The sequence below is a fragment of the Aliarcobacter sp. genome (genome assembly GCF_041672065.1).
GTDB classification, from domain to species: Bacteria; Campylobacterota; Campylobacteria; order Campylobacterales; family Arcobacteraceae; genus Aliarcobacter; species Aliarcobacter skirrowii.
The window spans coordinates 1-24,329 of sequence record NZ_JBAZAH010000003.1; the positions used below are offsets into that span (position 1 = coordinate 1).

Below are 24,329 nucleotides of genomic sequence, written 5' to 3' on the forward strand. Positions count from 1 at the left end.
AGGTAAATATTATGGATAAAAATAAAATTATTGTATTTGATACTACTTTAAGAGATGGAGAGCAAAGCCCTGGTTGTTCTATGAACACAGAAGAGAAATTAAGAGTTGCTTTACAGTTAGAAAAATTGGGAGTTGATGTTATTGAAGCTGGTTTTGCAGCAGCAAGTCCTGGAGATTTTGATGCAGTTACTCAAATTGCAAAAACAATTAAAAATTCAAGCATCTGTTCATTAAGCCGTGCTATTGAAAATGATATAAAACAGGCTGGTATGGCTGTTTCTCATGCTAAAAAACATAGAATTCATACATTTATAGCTACAAGCCCAATTCATATGAAATATAAATTAAAAATGTCTCCAGATGAGGTTATAAAAAGAGCTGTTAGAGCTGTAGAGTATGCAAGAACTTTTGTAGATGATGTTGAGTTCTCTTTAGAAGATGCTGGAAGAAGTGAAATTCCTTTTATGAAAGAGGTAATGGATGCGGTTATTAGTGCAGGTGCAACTACAATTAATTTACCAGATACTGTTGGGTATAGATTACCAACAGAGTTGGGTGCAATGGTTAAGGAGTTAAGTGAGTTTGCAGGTAATAGAGCAATAATTTCAGTTCACAATCACAACGATTTAGGATTAGCAACTGCAAATACTTTAGCAGCTGTTTTAAATGGAGCTAGACAAATTGAAGTTACAATAAATGGATTAGGTGAGAGAGCTGGAAACTCAGCTTTAGAAGAGGCTGTTATGGCTATAAAGGTGCGAAAAGATGTTTTTGGTGATTTATATACATCTATTAATACTCCAGAGATTTATGCAACTTCAAGATTAATTGCAACAATTACAGGAGTTGAACCACAACAAAATAAAGCAATTGTTGGTAAAAATGCATTTGCACATGAGAGTGGAATTCACCAAGATGGTGTTTTAAAACATCAAGAGACATATGAGATTATGCGACCAGAAGATGTTGGAGTTATCAAAGATAGCACTTTAATATTAGGAAAACATTCAGGTCGAGCTGCATTTAAAGATAAAATTGCACAATTAGGTTTTGATAGTGTTAGCGATGATGAGTTAAATAGTGCATTTGAAAGGTTTAAAGCATTAGCTGATAAGAAAAAAGATATAACAGATGATGATGTTAGAATGTTAATCACTGATGAAGCTTTAAATCACGATAAGATTTATGACTTAGTAGGTTTACAAATAAGTGATTGCTCAGATGGTTTACCAATGGCTGCTGTTTCAATTAAGTTTGAAGATAAAATTATTAAAGATGCTGGTTTAGGTGATGGAACTATGGATGCTATTTTTAAAACAATAGATAGAATCACTGGTTTTGCAGGAGAGTTAAAAGATTATAAAGTTGTATCTGTTAGTGAAGGTAAAGATGCTTTAGCAAAAGTTACAGTTAGAGTTACTTTTGAAGATAAAAACAACTCTTTTGTAGGTCATGGATTAAGTATTGATACAATGCTTGCAACTGCAAAAGCATATATTGGAGCTTTAAACTCATATTTATCGCAAAAAAATAGACTTACTAAAAATTGTGGTCATCAAATATAAAATTTCTAAACTATGAGAGAACTAAGTAGTAAAGAAAAGATTTTAGATATATTAAAAAAAAATCAAGCAGTTGTTTTATATTTTAAAGCAAACAACTGCTCGGTTTGTGAGGTTTTAAAACCAAAAATAGAAGAGAATATCTCAAGAAATTTTCCAAAAATTGAGAAAATAGTAGTAAATAGTAATTCAAATTTAGAGTTAGCATCTTTTTTTAATATCTTTTCAAGTCCAACAATATTGGTTTTTTTTGAAGGCAAAGAGTTTAAAAGATATAACAGAAATATAAGTTTAGATATTTTTAATAGTGAAATAAGAAGGTTATATAATATGGTGTTTGAAAATGATTAGATTTTTAATGATTTGTTTGATACTTTTTGTATTAATGCAGTTTATAAGACCACAAAAAGTTGAATTTATTGAAGATAGTAGCAAAGAGATAGTTGCTTCAAAAGAGATTAAAGATATTTTAGTGAAAGCTTGTTTTGATTGTCACTCAAATAAAATAGAGTATCCATGGTATTCAAATATTGCACCTTTTTCTTGGGTTGTCATAAGACACACTACAAATGGAGTTAGAGCTTTAAATTTTTCTAATTGGGAAGATTATAATTATATTAAGAAAGAAGAGAAGCTAAAAGCTATCTATAGAACAGTTCATGCATCTATGCCACTTCCTGCATATACATTAGTTCATAAAGATGCGGATCTTACAAAAGAAGAGAGAACTATGATTAGAGATTGGACTGGAGTTCGAAGATAGTGAGAGAAGAAGTTAGTGAACTATTAGAAAATAGAAGCGAACTTTTAACAGTTACATATTTCAAACTTCAAAAACTTTTTGAAGAAAAGTATGGAAATAATGCTTTAGTGCTTATGGAGATAGGTACATTTTTTGAAGTTTATGAAGTAAATAATGATGAAGAAAAAATTGGAAAAGCAAAAGAGATAGCAGAGCTATTAAATATTCAATTAACTAGAAAAAATAAAAATATCCTAGAAAACTCAAAAGAGAATCCTATTATGGCAGGAGTTCCTGCAATATCTTTTGAGAAACATTTAGCAAGAATTATTGCTGAGCAAAAATATACTATTGCAATTATTAGACAAAAAGGAATACCTCCAAATGTAAGTAGATACTTAGATGTTGTTGTAAGTCCTGGAACAAATTTTGATTTTGTAATTGATCAAGATGAGAATTTTATAACTTCAATTGTAGTTGATCAAATAAGAGGAAACTACTTAATAGGTTATAGTGCAATTGATGTAACAACAGCAAAGTGCTACTACAATGAAGTTTTTGGAACGAATGAAGATAAATTTTTTGCACTTGATGAGATATTTAACTATATGAATATGCATAAAACTAGTGAAGTAATAGTTACAATTGTAGATAAAAATATAAATCAAAAAGAGATAATTGATTATTTAGAGTTAAGCTTAAAAAGTTACCATTTAAGAACTTATAGACCAAAGATATCATATCAAAATGAACTTTTTAAAAATGTATTTAATATTGAATCACTTTTAACTCCAATTGAGCATTTAAATATGGAGTTAAGTCCACTTTCAAGCGAATCTTTGGCTATTTTAATTGATTTTGTATTAGCCCATGATAGTGCAATTATTCAAAAACTCTCAACTCCAATAAAACTTGATGTAAGTCGATATATATATCTTGGAAATAATGCCCTAGAGCAACTAAATATTATAGATACAAGCCATAATCCAAGTTTAATAAAACTTATAAACAATACTTCAACAGCAATGGGAAAAAGAGTTTTAAAAGAGAGAGTTACAAATCCAATCAAAGATACAAAAGAGCTTTTACGAAGATATAAACTATCACTTGATTTATATGATTATCACAATCCAATTGAAAATGAATTAGCAAATATCTATGATATTGAAAGGCTTACAAGAAGAATCAAGTTAAATAGGCTTCATCCATTTGAGTTAAACTATTTATATGACTCACTACTTAGTATAAAAGAGTTAGTTAAATTTATGGAGAATTATAAATTTGTAACCCCACCTTGTAGCAGTGAAGAGATAAATATATTTTTAAACTCAATTAACAGCACATTTGATTTAAGTGTAAGTGCTAGATTTATGTTAAAAGATGTTGATACAAATATGATAACAAGTGGTATAAACTCTTTAATAGATGAGTTAAATAAAGAAAACGAAGAGCTATTTTTTAAACTTGAACTTTTACAAACTCATATATTAAGTTTTTTTAAAACAGATGAAAAGAGTTTTGTAACAATAAATCGTCTTGATAAAGAGGGCTTTTTTATATCAATTACAAAAAATAGATACAATCTTATAAAAGAGGAACTTTTAAAATCACACCTAATAATAGATGATAAACTACTACTTTTTAAAGATTTCTCTATTAAAACACAAACAAATAATATAAAAATCTCTTGCGAATTTATGAATGATATATCTGATAAATATGTTCATAATATTAGAAAAATTGTTGAGATAAATAAGCTTGTTTTCAAAGAGAAAATTGAGGAGTTTGAGAAAAAATTTGCAACACTTTTAGAGGAGTTAGTTTTATTTATTGCTGAAATAGATGTAATAGTTTCAAATATAAAAACAGCAAAAAAACACAACTACACTTGTCCAAAAATAGTTAAAACAAAAGATGATGAGAACTTTTTAGAGTTAATTGACTTAAGACATCCAATAATTGAGGCAAATGAAGATTATGGAGTTTATGTTCCAAATGATATTTTGCTTGGAGAGCTCTCATATACTTCAAAAGATAATTTAGAAAATCTAATATATAAAAACTCAAATCTAATAAATTTGCAAAACAATAAAATGCATGGAATACTTCTTTTTGGAATAAATAGTTCAGGAAAATCATCACTTATGAAGGCAATTGGAATAAGTGTGATTTTGGCTCAAGCTGGATTTTTTGTACCTTGTAAATCTATGAGATTTTCAATTTTTGACTCTATTTTTACAAGAATTAGTGGAGCTGATAATATTGCAAAAGGTTTATCAAGTTTTGCAGTTGAGATGATGGATTTAAAAAATATATTTAATCGAGCAAATAAAAAATCACTAATTTTAGGTGATGAGATAAGTCATAGCACTGAGACTTTAAGTGGATTAAGTATTGTTGCAAGCTCTATTTTAAAATTGGCTAAACTTGAAGCTTTGTTTGTATTTGCAACTCATCTTCATCAACTTCCTACAATTCCTGAGATTGAAAAACTCAAAAATATAATCTGCCTTCATTTGGCTGTTATGTATGTTGATGATGAAGATAAACTTATTTTTAATAGAAAATTAAATTATGGAAGTGGTTCATCAATTTATGGTTTAGAGTTTGCAAAATCTTTACATATGGATAGAGAGTTTTTAAGTGTTGCAAATGATATTAGAAAAAGATTAGCAGATGATTACACAAAAGTTGAAAGAATTTCACAAAAACAATCTTCAAAATATAATAGCAATCTCTACACAAGCACTTGTATAATTTGTGGTCGAGCTTGTGATGAGGTTCATCATATAGCTGAACAAGCAAAAGCAAATAAAGATGGATTTATAGGTCATATAAATGCAAATCATAAATACAACCTAATTCCTCTTTGTAAACTTCATCATAAAATGGTTCATGATGGCAAGATAAATGTAAATGGCTTTGTAGCAACTTCAAAAGGACTTGAACTTCACTATACAATGATTGAAGAGTAGATTAAGTTTTAATTAGTATTTAAATAGAATCGAAACTTCAAATAGATCAAAGGGGAATTAGATTGGAAAAATTCAAAGTGAAAATTTTGGAGATAAAATCATAGAAGCTCCTCAAAATTTAGCTTATATTATTGGTTTAGAGTTTCCAGTTAATGCAAGTTTGGTTAAAGGAACTCAATCTTTATTACAAGTTAAATACTCAAATGAAAATAAAGATGAGATTATTTCAACTTTAGAAAAAGTAAAAGATTTTATTATAGAAAAACATCAAAATGAAACTACTTTTTATCAAAATAAAATTATGACAAAACAAATAGGGGGGTGTTTCAATCTTAGATACTCCTATAAATCAACCTAAGAAAAAACTAATAGTTGCAGTTGCATTTGTAACAGGATTTATTCTTTCAATCTTTTTAGTATTTTTCTTAAAATTTATAAAAAAAGATTAAACACTCTTTCATATTATAAAAGCTAGAATAAGCCAAAATTTAACAATTTAGCTTATTTTAGGAAAATTAAATGGACTTTTTCATTTCCACTTTTTTAAAAATGTTTTTTATTATGACTCCTTTTTTTGTACTTAGCGTATTTTTAACAATTACAAGTGAAGCAACTATAAATGAAAAAAGAAAATTAGCCATAAAAGTTACTTTCTCTGTTGTTGTTATAGCTTTGATACTTTTATTTTTTGGACAACATATCTTTAAAGTTTTTGGTATTACTTTAGATGCTTTTAAAATAGGAGCTGGAGCTTTGCTATTTTTAACAGCAGTTGGACTTATTTATGGAAATAAAGATGGACAAAAACCAACAGATAAAAATCTATCTGATTTAGCAGTTGTTCCTTTAGCACTACCTATTATTATTGGACCTGGATCAATTGGAGTTTTGCTTGTTATGGGTGCTGAGTTTGATAAATTTTCAAAACTTCTTACAGGAAGTTTAGCACTTTTATCTGCAATATTATTAATAGGTTCAATGCTATATTTATCAAGTTTAATAGAGAAGTTTATAGGAAAAGATGGTTTATTAATTATCTCAAAAATTACAGGACTTTTTTTAGCAGCTTTGTCTGCTCAACTAATGTTTGATGGAATAAAAGGTTCATTAGGATTGTAGTGTTAATAAATAGTAAAATTTTAAAAAATTTATCATTTTTTATATCAACAATATTTTTAATATATTTATTTTATCTAATATATAACTCTTTTTTTATAGTTAAAAATCAGTTTATAGATATTGGAAACTCTACTTATGTAAATCAAGTAAGAGTTGATGATTTTACAAAAGAGTTGGCACAATTTTTAACAAAAGATTGCAAAAGTAGCATTTGTGAAGTGCAATCAATGCTTGATTTTGTTACAAATATTCCATATAAAATAAATGAAAATGTTGCAAAAAGTCCAAAAAAGGTTGTAGAGCAAAATTTTGGAGATTGTGATGATAAATCAAATCTTTTAATTTCACTACTAAAAGCAAAAGCTTATGAAGCATATTTTGTTTTGGTTCCAAAACATATCTTTGTAGTTGTAAATTTAGAAGCCTTAAATAATAAAAAAGCTCTATATTTAAACGATAGAAGATTTTATATTTTAGAGACAACTGCAACTAATTCTAAAATTGGTTTCCCATTAAAATATAATTTAAATGAGATAGAAGCTATTGTTGATCCATTTATAAATAAAAAATTACTTATAAATAGTATTGAGTATAAATAGAGACAAAATAGATTTAATCTATCTTGTCTTATTACTTTTTAATACTCTGTTTTATCACCATTTTTTAAAATCTCTTTTGAAAATCTAACAACTTTATTTCTTCCAGTTGCTTTTGCCTCATATAAAGATATATCAGCATATTTTATACATTTCCAAAATTGATCTGTATCTGTTGGGAAGAATGAGTATCCAATACTTACAGTTTTAGAGAAGTTATCAGCCCCATAATTAAATATAATTTTTGAGAAATCTTTATTTATTTTATCTGCTAAATCTTTTGCACTCTCTTGAGTTGCATTTTTCATTAAGATTAAAAACTCCTCTCCTCCGTATCTAATTAATGTCTCATTTGCTCCTATTGATTTTTTCATTGTAATTGCAAGTTTTCTTAATATGTCATCTCCAACATCGTGTCCATAAGTATCATTTACCATTTTAAAGTAGTCAATATCTAAAAACATAATTGCATAAACAACACCATCTTTAATATCAGAAGATAGCTCTTTTTCTACAATTTCATCAAGATATTTTCTATTATAAAGTCCTGTTAAAGAGTCTGTTAGATTTTTTTGTCTTAATGCTTCCATTAAAATCTTACTCTCTAAAATTGGTTTTGTCTCTTCAAGATATTTTTTAATAATTCCAATTTTATACTTTAAAGAGTTTGATTGCTCCTCATCTTTAGAGATAATTTGTATTACAAGATTTCTTTGCTCATTTATATAAAATGGAATACAAACATAACTCTCATTGCTATTTTTACATTTTGCAACTCTACAAATTTGAGGGAAATTTTCAGATGCAACTATATTGTTTAATCTTTCAGCTCTACAAACATCTTTTATATTCTGTTTTAAATCACAACAAGCAATCACACCTTCTGTTGCAAAAATAGTTTTTCTAATATCTTTTATTAAATCAGTTTCAAATATTAAAAAATTCTCAATCTCTAATCTCTCTTTTAAAACTAAAACCAATCTATGATAGATATCATCAATAGTTAAATCATTTTCAATAGTTTTCTTATAGTGATAAATTTCACTAATATCTTCAATAATCTCTTTAGCACTTATTAACTTATCATGATTTATATTTGAAGCTCTGTTGTGAACAAATGAAGTTAAGTTTTTTTCAATTCCTGTTAGTACAGTTTCAAGCTTTTCAATTAGTTCATTTAACCAATTTGATACCTCTTTATCCTCTTTTAATACACCAGCATTTGCACGAATTGAGTAATCACCTTCGTGAACTTTTTTTAATACATTTGCTAAAGAGTCAAAAGAGTTAGTATATGGAGTTATTTTTTTTCTAATAAAAATTAAAAAAATAATTAAAAATATAGATATTGTTCCAATAATATATAATAAAACCATTATATTTGAACCTCTATCTTCACTTATATCAAAGCTTAAAGATATAGCTCCTAAAACCTCTCCCTCTTTTGCATTGTGACATGAAAGGCAGTTTGGTTTATCTAATGATGATGCTGTATATGGAATTGTAATTCTAAGATTTGCAGTATATAAAGACTCCTCTATTACAATCTTTTCAACACCTGTTTTTAAAACTTCTAAGTCAATATCATCTCTTGGGTTTTCATTTGCCAAAGAAGAGTTTTCAAACTGTTCACTAACACTTTTTGATCTAACTAGCCATAAAGATTGTACATTTTTTAGTTGGCTTATACTATCTAAGAAGACATCTCTTTGAGACATATTACCATTTACCATGTGAGATGTAAGAGAGTTTTTAACTATATCAGCAGTCAAATAGGCTTTCTTCTTAACACCATCATATCCAATCTGTCTAGAACCAATTGCAACTAAAACAACGATAATGGAAGTTAATAATACAACAATTGAAAAGATTATAAGTGTTATTTTTGTGTTAGATCTCATTTTTTTCCTTAAAGGTCAAATAAAGGGAATATTATCTAAATTTTATTTAATAAAAAATTATAAAATTTATTTTATGCTACTTTCTTCAATATTTTCAATAAATTCAAAACATCTTGCACTATGAAAACTTTTAAAATATTCAGGATTTTCAAATATATGATCTCTTAAACTCCAACCATCTTTCATCTGAACTAGAACATTTTTTAAAAATAGTTTATTTGTTCTATTTTCACAAATTATTGCCTTATCATTTAAAAATAGTTTTTCAACTTCATACATTCTTTTTGTAACCATCTTATAGTTTGCAAATATTGCTATAGAAAAGATAATAAAAGCTAGAGGGAAAAAAATTTTAAAACTATTTTTTGGAGAGAATTTTCTAGTTGTAATAACAGCTATAACAAATAAAATAAAAATTGACATAGCAATATAAGGAGCTTCTAATTCTAAAAATAACATTTTACAATCCTTTAATATCTGTTTGATTACCCCAATTTTCAAACAAAACATTATAGTATATAAATCTATTTTTTCAAAGTTTTTTGAAATTTTTATTTGTAAATTAAGATTTAATAAATAATTATTGGTTAAAATCAAACTTAAATTTAAAATTAAGGGTGGTACATTGTGTCATATTTCCCAGCTTTCATAAAGTTTGATGATAAAAGAGTTTTAATAGTTGGAGGAGGAAATATTGCATTAGAAAAGTTGGAGCATCTTTTAAATTTTTCAAAAAATATAACTTTAATAGCAAAAGAGTTTAATAGTGAAGTTAAACAAATAGTTGATGAGCAAAATCTTAAATTTGCAGTAAAAGAGTATGAAAAAGGTGATATAAAAGATTTTGATATTGTAATAGCGGCAGTTGATGATAAAGCACTGCAAGAGAGCATATATTTTGAAACAAGAGATTATAAAATTCTTTGTAACTGTGTAGATTATAAACAGTATTGTGATTTTATCTTTCCAGCATATATAAAACAGGGTGATTTAACAATTGCAATTTCAACAAGTGGAACTTCTCCAGCTTTTGCAAAAAATTTCAAAGAGTATATAAAAAATTTAATTCCAAGTGGTGTTGAAGAGTTCTTAAAAGAGCTAAAAGAGCTACGAACTACAATGCCAAAAGGAAAAGAGAGAATGAGATTTTTAGATAAGAAAGTAAAAGATTTTTTAAAGTCAAAAGAGAGTAGATGAAAAAAGCTATTTTTATAACTATTATTTGTACATTAACACTATTTTCAAAAGGTGTTGATGATGCTGTTTATGCATTAGATAAAAAAGATTATAAAAAAGCATTTGAGATATTTTCAAAATATGCAAAATATAAAAATAGTTTTGCACAGTTTAATTTAGGAATGATTTATTACGATGGTTTGGGAAAGAAAAAAGATATAAACAAAGCAATATCTTTTTTTGATATGTCTGCTAAAAGTGGTAACTTAGAGGCTCAAAATATGTTGGGATATATCTATTTTTATGGAAAAAGAGTTTCAAAAGATTATAAAAAAGCCCTTTTTTGGTATGAAAAAGCTAGTTTACAAGAGGATAGTTTGGCTCAATTTTATGTTGGACAAATTTATCTTTTAGCTCTTGGCGTAAAAAAAGATATAGAAAAAGCAAAAATAATGTTTGAAAAATCTTGTGAAAATGGTTATGAAAAATCTTGTTTAGAGAGAGATAAACTAGATTAAACTACATAAACCAATTTAAATCTTCTCTTAAATTTACAACATCTCCTACAATAATTATTGCTGGAGTTGGCATATCTTTTGCTTTTAAAACAATATTTTCTATATCTCCAGTTACAACTTTTTGATTTTTTGTTGTTCCATTTGAAATAACCGCACAAGGTGTATTTTTATCTTTTCCAATCTCGATTAATTTTTTACTAATTAACTCAATATTATGCAAACCCATCAAAAAAACTATAGTTTCATTACTTTTAAAACTACTCCAATCAATAAAGCAGTTTGATTTGTTTTGTGCTTCATGACCAGTAACCACTCTAAAAGAGCAAGTAAGACCTCTTTGAGTTACTGGAATTCCAGCATATGCAGGTACACTTATACTTGAAGTAATTCCTGGAATTATCTCAAAAGCTACACCACGCTCTTTTAAGTATAAAGCCTCTTCTCCACCTCTTCCAAAAACAAAAGGGTCACCACCTTTTAATCTAACTACTATTTCATATTTTTTACTAGCTTGATAAATTATCTCATTTATCTCATCTTGTGAGTTTAAATGATTTCCAAACTCTTTTCCTACAAAAATAAGTTTAGCATCTTTTTTTGCAAGTTTTAAAATCTCTTTATTTGCTAATTTATCATAAATTATTACATCTGCTTTTTTTATAATATTGTGTGCTTTCATAGTTAAAAGCTCAATATCACCAGGACCAGCACCTGTTAAATATACTTTACTCATCTATTACCTTAATAAAATCTTATAAATATTATAAATATTTCTGAAGATAGACTTTTATCAAAATAGAACTTAAAGAGATATTTGATTAAACTTAAAATAAAAAATAAAAGAGCTTATATGAATAAAGAGTTACTAAAAGATATTGCAAAGCAATCTATAAAAAGTAAATTTGATAATAAAATTAAAATAGATAAAGAGAAACTTTTAAAAGAGTTTAGCTTTTTAAATGAAAAAAGAGCAACTTTTGTAACTTTAACTTTAAATGGTGAGTTAAGAGGGTGTATTGGAAGTTTAGTTGCAACTAAAACTTTACTTGATGATTTAATTTCAAACTCTTACATGGCTGCATTTGAAGATCCTAGATTTTTTGAGCTAAGAGCTGAAGAGTTTGAAAAAGTAGATATAGAGATATCACTTTTAACAAAACCTAAAAAGATTGATTATCTTGATTTAAATGATTTAAAAAAACAAATTATTCCAAATAAACATGGTGTTATTTTAGAATTTAAAGCTAAAAGAAGCACTTTTTTACCACAAGTTTGGCAACAGTTACCAAATTTTGATGATTTTTTCTCACAATTGTGTTATAAAGGTGGTTTTGAAGTTGATGAAAATTTCAGACCAGATATCTATATTTATGAGGTTGAGAAGATAAAATGAGTATTAGAAAAAGTGTAGTTAGTGGAAGCTTTTATCCAAATGAAAAAAAAGAGTTACTAAAATATTTTGAAAAGTTTAATCAAGAAAAGAGTAGTGATTTAAATTTAAAAGATATATCTGCAATATTAGTTCCACACGCTGGATATATTTATAGTGGTTTTACAGCTAATAAAGCTTTTAAAGTAGCATCTTTAAAAAACTATAAAAAAGTTGTTATTATTGGACCTTCTCATAAAGTTTGGTTCAAAGGTGCAAGTATATCTTTATATGATTTTTATGAGACACCATTTGGAGATTTAAAAGTAGATTTAGAGTATTCAAAAGAGCTATTAAAAACTTTTGATTTTTTAACTTTTGAAGAGGAGTGTAGTTTTGAACACTCAACAGAGGTTCAAGCTCCATTTTGTAAATACTATTTTAATAGTGCAAAAATAGTAGAGATAATTTATGGTGATATCTCAAGTGATGATTTAGTAAAACTTTATGAATATATACTAAAAGATAGCGACAATTTATTGGTAATTAGCTCAGATTTAAGCCACTTTTACTCTTTAAATGATGCTATGAAACTTGATATAAATTGTTTAAATGCAGTTAAAAATTTTGATTTAAAATCTTTAGAGTTTTGTGAGGCTTGTGGAAAAACTGCAATTGAAGCAATAATAAAATTAGGAATAAAACAAAATTTAAAATCCAAACTTCTACACTACTGTACAAGTGCTGATATCTCAAATGATAAAACGAAAGTGGTAGGATATACAAGTGCAATTTTTACAAAAGAATAATTTACAAATAATCTTAAAATTACAAGATGGTTACCATTTAATAACATCTTGATTACAACTCATTTTTTATCAAGCTAGTTTAAAATCTTTAGGATATATTTTCCAAAAATTAGGATTTTAGGAAAAGTATATGAAAAATTTAAAATTAAGAAACAAAATATTTTTAATTTTAGTTCTTCCAATGATTGCGATTTTGACTCTTACATCTTTTTTAATTGTTGAAAAAATAGAAAATGTTTCAAATATGAAAAAAACATCAAAATATATAAATTTTACTGTTGAGATATTAAAAGTTTTAAAAAATCTACAAATTGAAAGAGAAGTTGCAATTTCATATTTAAATAGCTATGGAGCAAATAAAGAGGTTTTAGATAAGCAGATAAATCTTAGTTTAAATAGTGAAAAAGAACTGGAAGATTTTATAAATAATTTTAATTTAGCAAAAAATGATTCTCATCTTTTAGAAAAAATTGAGATTTTGAAAAATAGTTTAACTTTGTTGAAAGAAAAAAGAGAGAATATATTTAAACAGAGTATTGATAGTAAAGCTATTGAAACTTTTTATAATGAAATAATTTTAGATTTAATCTCTTTTTTTGATGAGTTAATAGTATATTCAAATAGTAAAGATCTTTTAAACGCATCTCAAACATATATTTTGAGTGTTAAGATTATAGAAAAAATATATCAAGAGAAGAGTTTGGTTAGTAATATTTTTAAATATAAAAAGATTTTAAATGATGATTATAATAGATTTATCTCACTACTTACTTTTCAAGATGAAAATATTAAAGAGTTGGAAAAAAATTTAACACAAAATCAATTGGATTTTTATAATTTACAAACTAAAAATAAAGCATTTTTAAATATAGAAAATTTAAGAGAAGTTATATTTTTAAAAGCAAAAAAAGATGAGCTTATAAATATCATGATACAAGGCTTTGGCTTTGGTGGATTAATTTATCACTACAATAATTTGATTTTGACAAATGATGAAAATATCTTAAATAAAATTCAAAGTGATCACACAAAAATATTAAGAGCAATAAGAGAGTATAGAAAATTTGCCTTACAAGATGATGAGAAAAAGTTTTTAGCAGATATTCAAAATAGTATTGATTTATACATGGAAAGAGCTTTTATGAGTGATTATATAAGTGATACAAAAAGTATTGATAAAAAAACTTTAGATGCTTTTGATTTTTTATCAAAAAATATTTATGGATCTGATTTAAAAGTATGGATAGATAGTTCAAATGAGAAGATTTTGGTTTTTATGGGATTACAAAATAGAGTATTAGAAGATACTCTTAAATATATTGAAAACAAAACTATCAAACTTGATAAACAGATAATTTTATTTATAATATTTTTAATAGCTTTTATTTTAACTATTTTTATAGTAATTTTATTAATGACAAGTAACATCACAAAAGCTATTAAAAAATTTGAGAATAATTTAAATCAATTTTTCTTTTACTCAATGAAAGAGAAAGATGAGATTAAATTAAATCAAATTAGTGGAAAAGATGAGTTTGCTTTAATGACAAAAAATATGAATGAGCAGATTTTAAAAATCGATAAGATTACAAAAAATGATAAAGATATAATTTTAAAAATTACAGAAGTTATGCAAAGAGTAAATTTGGGATATTTTAATGTTTCAATAGAGGCAAAATCATCTACAAAAGAGCTTCAAACTTTAGTTGAGATTATAAATAAAATGTTAGAAAGCACAAGAGTTAAACTTGATAATATAAATCTTTTATTAAATCAATATAGTAAAGGTAATTATGAGTTTAAATTAGAAGATTATCAAACAAAAACTATGCAAGGAGATTTTGGAATACTCTATAAATCTACTACTTTTTTAGCAAAAACTATATCTTCTTTAATATCTATGATTGAAAATGCAGGAGAAAATCTTGAAAAAAATACAAAAATCTTAGCTAACTCTTCAAATGAGCTTGCAATATCATCTTCAAATCAAGCTACATCTTTGAAACAAACATCATCCTCGCTTGATCAAATAACACAAAATATAAAACACAACAATGAAAATATTAGTAAAATGAATCAAATTTCAGATGAGTTAAGTAGTGCTGCACAAATTGGAAACAAAGCTGCTAAACAGACATTTGTTTCAATGGATGAGATAAGTAAAAAAGTAAAAGCTATAAATGAAGCAATTGTTATTATTGATCAAATAGCATTTCAAACAAATATTTTAAGCCTAAACGCTGCAGTTGAAGCAGCAACTGCTGGTGAGGCTGGAAAAGGTTTTGCAGTTGTTGCTGGTGAGGTGCGAAATTTAGCCTCTAAGAGTTCAGAGGCTGCAAATAGCATAAAAAATCTAGTAGAGAGTGCAAATATTGAAGCAACTGATGGGAAAAATATTGCTGATGATATGATAAAAGGGTATGAAAATTTATCTTCAAAAATATCTTCTACAAAAGAGATTATTGAAAATGTTACAATTTTTAGTAAAGATCAAGAGTTAGCAATATCAAAAATTAATCAAACTCTAGCAAATCTTGATGAAACTACACAAAAAAATGCGCAAACTGCATCAAATATAGACTCTTTATCAAATGAAGTATCAAATCTATCAGATAAATTACTAGAAATTACATCATCTTCAAAAATTGAAAATAAAGATTATTAGAAGTAAATCTAACTTCTATTTTGATAATATTTTAAAATTATATAAAAAGAGATAGATGATGTTTGTACTTAAAAAAATAGTTTCAGCTTTTTTACTTCCCATTCCAATTGGAGTTTTTTTATTACTTATAGCTTTATTTTTTTTGCTAAAAAACTCACAAAAAAGAGCAAAAATCTTTCTGTTTTTGGCTACTTTTTGGTTTTTGCTTATTTCAAATCAAACTATCTCAAATATGATAATTGCTCCACTTGAAAATTCACACAAAGCCCTAATCAATACTCCAAATGATGCTAAATATATTTTAGTGTTAGGAAATGGTCATAAAACAAATGAAAATTTTGCAATCACTTCAGAGCTTAATACAACAGCAATTAATAGATTAGTTGAAGGTATAAGACACTATAAAAATCTAAAAGAGAGTAATAAAAATATAAAACTAATTTTAAGTGGTTATGCTTATGATGATCCAAATACACATGCAAAAATGCAAAAAAAATTAGCTATAAATTTAGGTGTTGAAGCTGAAGATATAATCACTTTAGATACTCCAAAAGATACAAAAGAGGAAGCAATTGAAGCTAAAAAAATTGTTAAAAATGAGAAAATAATTTTAGTTACAAGTGCTAGTCATATGAAAAGAGCTTCGCTTTTATTTAAAAAAGAGGGTTTAAATATTATAGAGAGTCCAACAAACCATAAATATTTTGTAAGTTCATATCCCTCATCTTATTTTAATGCAACAAATATAAAAAAAGTTGAACTAGCCTTTCATGAATATTTAGGAATTTTTTATTCATATATTAAAGGTGATATTTAAAAGAATTAATCCAATATTTGATACTATTGCAACAAAGTTGCAAATAAAGGTTTTAAGTGGATTTAATAAAGATTAAAAATCTATTTTTTAAATATCAAAAAACAGATATTTTAGAGAATGTAAATTTAACAATTAAAGATGATGATTTTTTAGCAATAATTGGACCAAACGGTGGTGGAAAATCAACTCTTTTAAAACTAATTCTTGGTCTTTTACCACTTCAAAGTGGAAAAATAGAGAAATATATAAAAAATAGTCAAATAGGATATGTTCCACAAAATACAAATTTAAATATAGATTTTCCAATTACTGCTTTAGAAGTTGTTTTAATGGGTCATGTTAGCTCAAAAAAGAGAATTTTTGGATATTCAAAAGATGAAATCTCTTGTGCATTAGAGTCTTTAAATCAAGTTGGAATGAAAGATTATGCAAATAAAAAGATAGGTGATTTAAGTGGAGGTCAAAGGCAAAGAGTTTTTATAGCACGTGCACTTTGTTCAAATCCAAAAATAATGCTTTTAGATGAACCAACTGCAAGTATTGATGTACAAGGACAACAAGAGATTTATGAACTTTTAAGAGAGCTAAATAAATCTATTTGTATTGTTGTTGTAAGTCATGATTTATCAATTCTTTTAAACTATGCAAAAAATGTAGCGCATATAAATAGAAGTTTGGTTTATCACAGCCTTGCAGAGGTTCAAAAAAATGTTACATTAGCTGATGATCATTTATGTGAGGTTGAACTACTTTCAGCATTAGGAAAAACACAAATGTGTTGTAACCATGTACACTAAAATAAATTCTCCCTTAAAAAATGGGACATTTTTGAAGGAAAAAAATGTTAGAAATTTTACAATATAGCTTTATTCAAAATGCTTTAATAGCTGGAGTTTTAATCTCTATTGCAGCTGGAATAATTGGAACTTTGGTAGTAGTAAATAAAATTACTTTTTTAACAGGTGGAATAGCTCACAGCGCTTATGGAGGAATAGGAATAGCAATATTTTTAGGAATACCAGTTTTATTTGGGGCAACTATTTTTGCTGTAATAACTGCAATAATAATCGCTATTATTACTTTAAAAAATAGAAGCAGAATTGATGCAATAATTGGTATGATGTGGGCAAGTGGAATGGCTATTGGAATTATATTTGTGGATTTAACTCCTGGATACAATGTAGATTTAATGAGCTATTTGTTTGGAAGTATTATTGCTGTTTCAAGTGAAGATATTATTTATATGACTCTTTTAGATATTTTTATTATAGCAATTGTTGTATATTTTTATAAAGAGATTTTATCTGTATCATATGATAGTGAGTTTGCAAGCTTAAGAGGAATAAATGTTAAATTCTTTTATACTCTAATTTTAATTCTTTCAGCACTTTGCGTAGTTGCTGCTATAAAAGCTGTTGGACTTATTTTGGTAATTGCACTTCTTACAATTCCAACATATTTAGCCGAGGCTTTTTCTTCTAAACTTTCAACTATGATGATTATTAGTTCAATTTTAGCTACAATATTCACACTATGTGGACTTATAGTCTCATACATTTTTGACATAAGTTCAGGAGCTAGTATAATAATGGTCGCAGTTGTTGCTTTAGGAGTTGTAAAGCTAATAAAATATAGAAAATAAAAAAGAAAGAACGGAAAAACCAATGAAAAAAATAGATGACAAAATTAAACAAGGTGTTGTAAATACTTTAAGAGTAAATAGAGTTAGTGAACCTGGAATTTACCTAATAAGCGCAGATGAAACGGAAGTTTTATTACCAAATGCTTATGTAAAAAAAGAGATGGCAATTGATAGTTTAGTAGATGTTTTTATATATACAGATAGTGAAGATAGATTAGTTGCAACTACTTTAAAACCATATTTATATCTAAATGAGTTTGCATATTTAAAAATTGTTGATAGTGCAAAATTTGGACATTTTGTAGATATTGGTTTAGCAAAAGATTTGCTAGTTCCAAAAAATAGACAAAAAGGAACTTATAATGTTGGTTCATATAAAGTTTTACAAATGCAATTTGATGAAAGAACAAATAGATTAATTGCAAGTGAAAAATATATACTAGAAGAAGAGCCAAAAGATTTAAAACAAGGTGATGAGGTAGAGATAATTTTATACTCAAAAACACCACTAGGATTTAAAGTTATTGTAAATAATAGTTACGAGGGTATGATTTTTCACTCAGAAATATTTGAAAATATTAAAATAGGTGATAAAAAAAGAGCTTATGTAAAAAATCTTAGAGATGATGGAAAGCTAGATATTAGTTTGCAAAAAATAGGTCAAAAAGTTGATACAGAAAAAGTTTTAGAGATTTTAAAGGTAAATGGTGGAGTTTTGAATTTTACCTATAAAAGTGATGCTGAAAATATAAAAAATATATTTGCTATGAGTAAAAAAGCTTTTAAAGCAACTTTGACAAAGCTAATTGATGATAAAAAGATAAGATTAGAAGAAGATAAAATTTGCTTGATATAAATTAAGATAAATCTTATCCTATTTTAATATAATTTCTATGAAATTTAAAATTTAATAAAGGAAATAAAATGGCAACAGTAAAATTTAAAAATGATTTAGAGGTAAATTTAAGTGGAGCAGAGCTTAATGTTGGAGATTTAGCTCCAGTTGTAACAGCAGTTGCTGAAAATTTAAGTGATATTCAAATTGGTGGTAAACAAGGAAAAGTTCAAGTAGTTGTTGCTGTTCCATCTCTTGATACAGGTGTTTGTGCAGCAGAAGCTAGAAGATTCAATGTTGAAGCAGCAAAGCTAGAGAATGTAGAAGTTGTTATTGTATCTATGGATTTACCATTTGCAATGAAAAGATTTTGTACAACAGAAGGAATAGAAAATCTTAAAGTTGCATCTGATTTTAGAGCAAAAGCTTTTGCAAAATCTTATGGAGTTTTACAAGCAAATGGACCTTTAGCTGGTTTAACAGCACGTGCTATATTTATAATTAATGCATCTGGTAAAGTAACTTATAAACAAATTGTTCCAGAAATTACAAGTGAACCAAACTATGATGAGGTTTTAGAAGCAATAAAAGATTCAAGTACAACTTCTTGTTGTGGAAGTTGTCACTAAAAATTTTAAGCAAGATTTTCTTGCTTAAAATCAAGATAAAACTTCTAATAAATAGTTAAAATAGTTTATATTTTAAATTTAGGAGTTTTTATGAATCTTTGGTACAAAAAATTCATCTCTCAACCACATCAACCTTTTTTTACAAATGGTATGATTTTTTTTATACTTTTTATGACACTTTTTGTTTTTTCTTACAAAAATATAATAGATATTAACTCAACAGTTTTAACATATCATGCTTATACACTTATTTTTGTTGTTTTTATACAGTTTTTTTTAGGTTTTTTATTTGTTGTTTTTCCAAAATTTTTGATGCAAGCAGAGATTGAATCAAAAGATTATATGAGACAATTTTATATCTATTTTATAGCTAGTATTGGAATTTTATTATCTTTAATTTTTTATTCCAAATTTACTATTTTATTTCAAGTTCTTATCTTGTTTGCACAAGCTATGAGTTTTTTTCTTTTATATTCTATTCATAAAAAAAGTACATTAAAAGATAAAAACGATACAAAATGGGTTTTAATAGCTTTTAGTACAGGTTTGATATCCCAACTACTTTTTATAGTTTCACAATTTGATTTAAAATACTCATATCTGTTTTCAAAAATAGCAATAAACAGTGGATTTTATCTATTCTTATTTATGATAATTTTTACAATATCTCAAAGAATGATACCTTTTTTTACAAGAGTTATGGTTCCAGAATATAAAATAAATAGAAGCAATAAATTGCTTGATATATTTTTTGTATTACTTTTAATAAAAGTATTAGTTTTGAGTTTTGAAGATACAAGATTAAATCTATTTATAGATATACCAATATTTTTATTTATTTTAAGAGAACTTTTTATTTGGAAACTTCCAACATTTAAAACTCCACCAATAGTTTGGATTTTGCACTTAGGTTTGTATTGGATAGTTATTGCATTTTTCATATCTATTATTGAATCAGTTTTTGCTTTTATAAATCCAAATTTCTATTTTGAAAAAATTGTTATTCATACTTTAGCTATTGGATATTTTGTTACAGTTTTAGTTGGCTTTGGAACTAGAGTAATACTTGGTCACTCTGGAAGAAAAATTGAGACAAAACTTTTTGCATTGATAATATTTATTGCAGTTCAATTTTTAGCATTAATTAGAGTTTTTGCATCAATAAGTTCAAATTTTGATTTAAATTATACATTTTTCATAGAGCTAAGTGCCTTTTTATTGATAGTTGCATTAGTTATTTGGTCTTTAAAGTATATAACTATTTTAGTTGAAAATGAAAAAAAAGTTGAAAAAAAATCTAATTGGAAAGCATAAATTAAGTCTGAATTAATCTTTTGTTAACTTTTTTTAATTATAATTCTCTTGTAGGTAAGTTAAAAACAGACTTGCTTATGTATTTTAAGATAAGTTTCTTAAATAGATAATTTTTTTATGTTTCCTTGTGTAGAAAGCCCGCTTCCCCTAGGCGGGCTTTTTTTATGCCAAAAAAATCAACCTTAATATCTTTTATGATACTATTTCAAAATGACATTACTAAATAAACAAAAAATATAAGCTTTCTAAATGCCCTTATCAACACTTAATCAAGAACAAAAAGAAGCAGCAATTTGTAATTTTGGAAACAATCTTGTAATTGCTAGTGCTGGAACTGGTAAGACTTCAACTATTGTTGGAAGAATTTCACACTTAATAAATAGTGGAATAAAACCAAATGAGATTTTACTTTTAACATTTACAAATAAAGCAGCAAGTGAGATGATAAATCGTGTTGCAAAGATTTTTTCAAAAGAGATTGCTCAAGAGATTATGGCTGGAACTTTTCACTCTGTTTCATTTAAACTTCTAAAGAGTTTAGATTTAAATATAACTTTAAAACAGCCAAATGAACTAAAAACTCTATTTAAATCAATATATGAAAAAAGAGTTTTTGTAGAGGCTAGTGATGAAGCAAGTCCATATGATGGTGGATATTTATATGATTTATACTCTTTATATTTAAATTCAAATAATAGTGAAGATTTTATAACTTGGTTAAATGAAAAAAGTCCTGCGCATGAGATTTATTCATTAATCTATGAAGATGTAATTGATGAGTTTAATACTCTTAAAAAAGAGTTTGGTTATCTAAATTTTGATGATTTACTTACAAATATGTTGGAAGTTTTACAAGAACACAGTTTTAATTTCCAAGAGATTTTAGTAGATGAGTATCAAGATACAAACCCTTTACAAGGAAGATTACTTGATGCATTTAAGTCAAAATCACTATTTTGTGTAGGAGATTATGATCAAAGTATATATGCTTTTAATGGCTCTGATATAAAAATAATCTCAAATTTTATAAATAGATATAAAGATGCTAAGGTTTTTACTCTTAGAAAAAATTATAGATCTACAAAACCAATTTTAGATTTAGCAACAAAAGTTATTGAGTACAATGATAGAATATATCCTAAAAAACTTGAAGTTGTACGAACAGAAAATATTTATCAGCCAAAACTGTTAGTTTTTGATGAGCTTTTTTCTCAATATGAGTATATTGCACAGCTAATTTCAAAAACGCAAACTCCACACAACGATATAGCAATAATATATAGAAATAACTCAAGTGCTGATGGAATTGAGGCAAATTTAAGAGAGATTGGAATTGCTGCTAAAAGAAAAGGTGGACATAGTTTTTTTGATTCTATTGAAGTAAAGTATATTTTAGATTTATTAGTTCTTCAAGTTTCAAATAATGATATGATGGCATTTATTCACATTTTAGAGTATGGAAAAGGTATTGGAAAAGCTGTTGCAAAAGATATTTTCGATGCTCTTTTAAAACTAGGAGAAGGTAATGTTATTCAAGGATTATTGAATCCAATAAATAGCATAAATAATCCTTTTGAAACAAAAAGAAAGAGTCAACAATTAGGACTTTTTGATGATTTTATAGAGCTTGGAAGTGTTGCAAAGTTTGTTACTTGTGGTTTTGATGAGACATTTTTAGGAAATCCTATCTTAAAACATCCAAAATTAACAGTTGATGGAGCCAAATATATTTATGAAATATATCTACTTTTAAAACAGTTAAAAAGAGTAAAAAATCCGCAAAGCCAAATTACATCAATTAGTTCATCAATGGCGTACTCAAGAATAAAAGAGCAACTATGTACAAAAAGAGCTACACAAAAAGATGGAACCATAAATGAGATGGTAAAGATAAAATCAATAGCTAAAATAAACCAAAAAGTAGAACTTTTAAAAAATTTATCAAAAAACTATAACGATTTATCAAGATTTTTAAATGCTATGATTTTAGGTGGAAGCGAGCTTAGTGAAGGTGATGGTGTAAATTTATTATCAATTCATGCAAGTAAAGGTTTAGAGTTTAAAGAGGTTTATGTAATTGATTTAATGGATGGAAGATTTCCAAATAGGAAGCTTATGAGCAAGGGTGGAAGTTTGGAAGAGGAGAGAAGACTATTTTATGTTGCAGTGACAAGAGCAAAAGATATTTTATATCTATCTTATGCAAAATATGACAAAATTAAGAAAATCTCTTTTGCAGTAAGTCCGTTTTTAATAGAGGCTGGAATGCAGACAAAAGAGGATAAGAAGTAGGTTTAAAGTATGGAGAAAATTCTTTTAATAATAACAATTTGTACAATAATAATGACAGCTCCTGTATTTGCAAAGATTTTAAAAATACCAGTTGTTGTTATTGAGATAAGTTTAGGATTGTTGTGTGGATATTTAGGTCTTATTTATGATGATGAGATTTTACAACTTATTGCAAAATTTGGATTTATTTATCTTATGTTTCTAGCTGGTTTAGAGATAAATTTCAAACTTGTAAATGTAATAAAAGCAACATTAGCAACAAATGTAGTTATGTATTTTGTTCTATTATACTCACTATCAGGTCTTATTTGTTGGTTGTTTGATTTAGGATTAACCTATTTTGTAGCACTTCCTATATTTTCACTTGGAATGCTTATGATGCTTATAAAAGAGTATGGAAAAGAGCAACCTTGGTTAAATTTAGCACTATCTATTGGGGTTGTTGGAGAGGTTGTTAGCATCTTAGCAATTACACTTTTTAGTGGATGGACAGAGTTTGGTTTAAGTGGAAGATTTGTAACTTCAATTTTTACAATTTTTGCCGTAGTTGTAGTTACAATTTTACTTCTTAGATTTTCATATATGATTTTTTGGTGGTTTCCTGAGCTAAAACAGTATTTGATTCCAGATAGTGAAAAAGATAAACATGACCAAGATATTAGATTCTCTTTATCTTTATTGCTAATTATGGTTTCAATTATGTTGCTTCTTAAAATCGATGTTGTTTTAGGAGCCTTTACAGCTGGATTATTCTTTAAGATGTTTTTTTATCAAAGAGAAGAGTTACTACATAAAATAGAGTCTTTTGGATTTGGTTTTTTTGCACCTATATTTTTTATATATACAGGTTCAACTGTAAAACTTGATATGATCACTTTTGATATACTTCTTCATTCAATATTTATTATGAGTGCAATTGTAGCAATTAGATTAATAAGTTCATATTTAGTTTTTGTAAAGTATTTAAAACCAAAAAATACACTTCTTTTTGCATTAAGTGATTCAATGCCACTTACATTTATGGTTGCAATTGCAATGATCTCATATAATTATGGACTTATTAATCAAGCTGAATACTTCTCTTTTATTATTGCAAGTTTATTAGATGGATTACTTTTAATGATAATTATAAGAAAATTATATAGATTTTTTAAAGTTGATGAGGAAGAAATTGTAATTAATAGATAGCATTATAATTAAATAAAATAAGCTATATAACAATGAGTTATAGATGCTATTTATAAGCTATTTATTATTGTTTGTTAATTTTTTTCCTATAAGAATATTTAATAATTTAAGTTTTTTTTTACCTTATAATAAATATAATCAATGTTCTGAATATTTTTAAATATATTCAATATTTCTTAG

The 24,329-nt window shown here is 26.2% G+C and carries 23 protein-coding genes; 20 read left to right on the forward strand and 3 right to left on the reverse strand.

Translation table 11 applies throughout. From position 1 onward, the window contains the following. The first annotated feature begins 11 nt into the window (after nucleotides 1–11). From WC168_RS00780 to WC168_RS00810, 7 genes are all read left to right on the forward strand, one after another. A complete protein-coding gene (locus tag WC168_RS00780; RefSeq protein ID WP_066409825.1) occupies nucleotides 12–1,565 on the forward strand; it encodes a 2-isopropylmalate synthase in 1,554 nt (517 codons plus the stop codon). Between the two features lie 12 nt (nucleotides 1,566–1,577). After that, nucleotides 1,578–1,913 carry a thioredoxin family protein gene (locus WC168_RS00785; RefSeq protein WP_279133709.1) on the forward strand — a complete coding sequence of 112 codons (336 nt, stop codon included), beginning with the start codon at nucleotides 1,578–1,580 and terminating at the stop codon, nucleotides 1,911–1,913. Beyond that, nucleotides 1,906–2,325 (forward strand): heme-binding domain-containing protein, encoded by a 420-nt coding sequence (locus WC168_RS00790; RefSeq protein ID WP_279133708.1) that lies wholly within the window; start codon nucleotides 1,906–1,908, stop codon nucleotides 2,323–2,325. The genes WC168_RS00785 and WC168_RS00790 overlap by 8 nt, the downstream gene beginning before the upstream one ends. Beyond that, entirely contained in the window at nucleotides 2,325–5,279 is a 2,955-nt protein-coding gene (locus tag WC168_RS00795) for a DNA mismatch repair protein (RefSeq protein WP_372616996.1), read from the forward strand. The genes WC168_RS00790 and WC168_RS00795 overlap by 1 nt, the downstream gene beginning before the upstream one ends. Nucleotides 5,280–5,439: 160 nt before the next feature. After that, a complete protein-coding gene (locus WC168_RS00800) occupies nucleotides 5,440–5,637 on the forward strand; it encodes a hypothetical protein (RefSeq protein ID WP_372616998.1) in 198 nt (65 codons plus the stop codon). A 161-nt stretch (nucleotides 5,638–5,798) separates the two neighbouring features. Next, on the forward strand, nucleotides 5,799–6,398 hold the full coding sequence (locus tag WC168_RS00805) for a MarC family protein (RefSeq protein ID WP_129098188.1): 600 nt from the start codon (nucleotides 5,799–5,801) through the stop codon (nucleotides 6,396–6,398). Next, on the forward strand, nucleotides 6,398–6,997 hold the full coding sequence (locus WC168_RS00810; protein ID WP_260881843.1) for a transglutaminase family protein: 600 nt from the start codon (nucleotides 6,398–6,400) through the stop codon (nucleotides 6,995–6,997). Before WC168_RS00805 ends, WC168_RS00810 begins: the two co-directional genes overlap by 1 nt. Nucleotides 6,998–7,035: 38 nt before the next feature. Here the strand turns inward: WC168_RS00810 and WC168_RS00815 are convergent, their stop codons facing one another. Both WC168_RS00815 and WC168_RS00820 read right to left on the reverse strand, forming a co-directional pair. Then, nucleotides 7,036–8,895, reverse strand: a complete 1,860-nt coding sequence (locus WC168_RS00815) for a GGDEF domain-containing protein (protein WP_372617001.1) — start codon at nucleotides 8,893–8,895, stop codon at nucleotides 7,036–7,038. A 66-nt stretch (nucleotides 8,896–8,961) separates the two neighbouring features. After that, complete coding sequence (locus WC168_RS00820; protein WP_125296240.1) at nucleotides 8,962–9,354, reverse strand: hypothetical protein; 393 nt, start codon at nucleotides 9,352–9,354, stop codon at nucleotides 8,962–8,964. Nucleotides 9,355–9,522: 168 nt separating this feature from the next. Between WC168_RS00820 and WC168_RS00825 the strand changes: the two genes are divergently transcribed. After that, on the forward strand, nucleotides 9,523–10,092 hold the full coding sequence (locus WC168_RS00825) for a bifunctional precorrin-2 dehydrogenase/sirohydrochlorin ferrochelatase (RefSeq protein ID WP_066162356.1): 570 nt from the start codon (nucleotides 9,523–9,525) through the stop codon (nucleotides 10,090–10,092). Then, nucleotides 10,089–10,589: a tetratricopeptide repeat protein gene (locus WC168_RS00830; RefSeq protein ID WP_125296241.1), complete on the forward strand. Its 501-nt coding sequence runs from the start codon at nucleotides 10,089–10,091 to the stop codon at nucleotides 10,587–10,589. The genes WC168_RS00825 and WC168_RS00830 overlap by 4 nt, the downstream gene beginning before the upstream one ends. Before the next feature lies 1 nt (nucleotide 10,590). Here WC168_RS00830 and cobA read toward each other — a convergent pair whose 3' ends face one another. Next, the gene (gene cobA / locus WC168_RS00835; protein ID WP_066162350.1) at nucleotides 10,591–11,322 is read right to left on the reverse strand and encodes a uroporphyrinogen-III C-methyltransferase; all 732 of its coding nucleotides are present in this window, start codon (nucleotides 11,320–11,322) and stop codon (nucleotides 10,591–10,593) included. A 117-nt stretch (nucleotides 11,323–11,439) separates the two neighbouring features. Between cobA and amrA the strand changes: the two genes are divergently transcribed. The 11 genes from amrA to WC168_RS00890 all read left to right on the forward strand — a co-directional run bounded on the left by amrA (nucleotide 11,440) and on the right by WC168_RS00890 (nucleotide 24,149). Continuing rightward, a complete protein-coding gene (gene amrA, locus WC168_RS00840; protein WP_372617004.1) occupies nucleotides 11,440–11,982 on the forward strand; it encodes an AmmeMemoRadiSam system protein A in 543 nt (180 codons plus the stop codon). Continuing rightward, complete coding sequence (gene amrB / locus WC168_RS00845; RefSeq protein WP_319994130.1) at nucleotides 11,979–12,767, forward strand: AmmeMemoRadiSam system protein B; 789 nt, start codon at nucleotides 11,979–11,981, stop codon at nucleotides 12,765–12,767. The genes amrA and amrB overlap by 4 nt, the downstream gene beginning before the upstream one ends. 130 nt (nucleotides 12,768–12,897) lie before the next feature. Continuing rightward, nucleotides 12,898–15,432 carry a methyl-accepting chemotaxis protein gene (locus WC168_RS00850; protein WP_372617007.1) on the forward strand — a complete coding sequence of 845 codons (2,535 nt, stop codon included), beginning with the start codon at nucleotides 12,898–12,900 and terminating at the stop codon, nucleotides 15,430–15,432. A 58-nt stretch (nucleotides 15,433–15,490) separates the two neighbouring features. Next, entirely contained in the window at nucleotides 15,491–16,249 is a 759-nt protein-coding gene (locus WC168_RS00855; RefSeq protein ID WP_372617009.1) for an ElyC/SanA/YdcF family protein, read from the forward strand. Nucleotides 16,250–16,305: 56 nt separating this feature from the next. Then, the gene (locus WC168_RS00860; protein WP_066162341.1) at nucleotides 16,306–17,046 is read left to right on the forward strand and encodes a metal ABC transporter ATP-binding protein; all 741 of its coding nucleotides are present in this window, start codon (nucleotides 16,306–16,308) and stop codon (nucleotides 17,044–17,046) included. Nucleotides 17,047–17,090: 44 nt separating this feature from the next. Beyond that, nucleotides 17,091–17,891 (forward strand): metal ABC transporter permease, encoded by an 801-nt coding sequence (locus WC168_RS00865; RefSeq protein ID WP_066352369.1) that lies wholly within the window; start codon nucleotides 17,091–17,093, stop codon nucleotides 17,889–17,891. Between the two features lie 22 nt (nucleotides 17,892–17,913). Next, nucleotides 17,914–18,747 carry a S1 RNA-binding domain-containing protein gene (locus WC168_RS00870; protein ID WP_372617011.1) on the forward strand — a complete coding sequence of 278 codons (834 nt, stop codon included), beginning with the start codon at nucleotides 17,914–17,916 and terminating at the stop codon, nucleotides 18,745–18,747. 68 nt (nucleotides 18,748–18,815) lie between these two features. Further along, nucleotides 18,816–19,355: a thiol peroxidase Prx-SUH gene (gene prx-suh / locus WC168_RS00875; protein WP_066162335.1), complete on the forward strand. Its 540-nt coding sequence runs from the start codon at nucleotides 18,816–18,818 to the stop codon at nucleotides 19,353–19,355. 90 nt (nucleotides 19,356–19,445) lie between these two features. Beyond that, nucleotides 19,446–20,669, forward strand: coding sequence for an NnrS family protein (locus WC168_RS00880; RefSeq protein WP_372617013.1), 1,224 nt, complete (start codon nucleotides 19,446–19,448; stop codon nucleotides 20,667–20,669). Between the two features lie 249 nt (nucleotides 20,670–20,918). After that, nucleotides 20,919–22,961 (forward strand): ATP-dependent helicase, encoded by a 2,043-nt coding sequence (locus tag WC168_RS00885; protein WP_125296250.1) that lies wholly within the window; start codon nucleotides 20,919–20,921, stop codon nucleotides 22,959–22,961. Between the two features lie 9 nt (nucleotides 22,962–22,970). Further along, entirely contained in the window at nucleotides 22,971–24,149 is a 1,179-nt protein-coding gene (locus WC168_RS00890; RefSeq protein WP_066162327.1) for a cation:proton antiporter, read from the forward strand. Nucleotides 24,150–24,329 lie beyond the last annotated feature (180 nt).